At 74.9% G+C, this 499-nt stretch carries 1 protein-coding gene; it reads left to right on the forward strand.

Features of this window, described 5'->3' with window-relative positions; genetic code table 11:
* Positions 1 to 49 precede the first annotated feature (49 nt).
* A partial coding sequence (locus tag C1I97_RS38690; RefSeq protein WP_441349208.1) for a S8 family serine peptidase occupies positions 50 to 499 on the forward strand: 450 nt, incomplete at its 3' end.

The raw sequence follows: 499 nt of genomic DNA on the forward strand, positions 1-499 counted from the left end.
CGACGGCGTCCTGGGCATCGCCCCGGAGGCGAAGATCCTGCCCGTCCGCGTGATCCTCGAGGAGGACGACTCCGCCCGCGCCAAGGCCCGTACCACCCGCGGCAACGCCCTCGCCGACGGCATCCGCGCCCAGCAGTGGGGCCTGGACGCCCTGCACACCCAGGAGGCCTGGCGCACCACCAAGGGCAAGGGCATCACCGTCGCCGTCCTGGACACCGGCGTCGAGGCCGACCACCCCGACCTCGTCGGCAACGTCCTGCCCGGCAAGGACATGATCGGCTTCGGCGCGCGGCGCGGCGACCCCGCCTGGGCCGTCCACGGCACCGCCATGGCCGGCATCGTCGCCGGTCACGGCCATGGCCCGGGCAACGCCGACGGCGTCCTGGGCATCGCCCCGGAGGCGAAGATCCTGCCCGTCCGCGTGATCCTCGAGGAGGACGACTCCGCCCGCGCCAAGGCCCGTACCACCCGCGGCAACGCCCTCGCCGACGGCATCCGC

This window comes from Streptomyces sp. NTH33 (assembly GCF_003236365.1).
GTDB lineage: Bacteria > Actinomycetota > Actinomycetes > Streptomycetales > Streptomycetaceae > Streptomyces.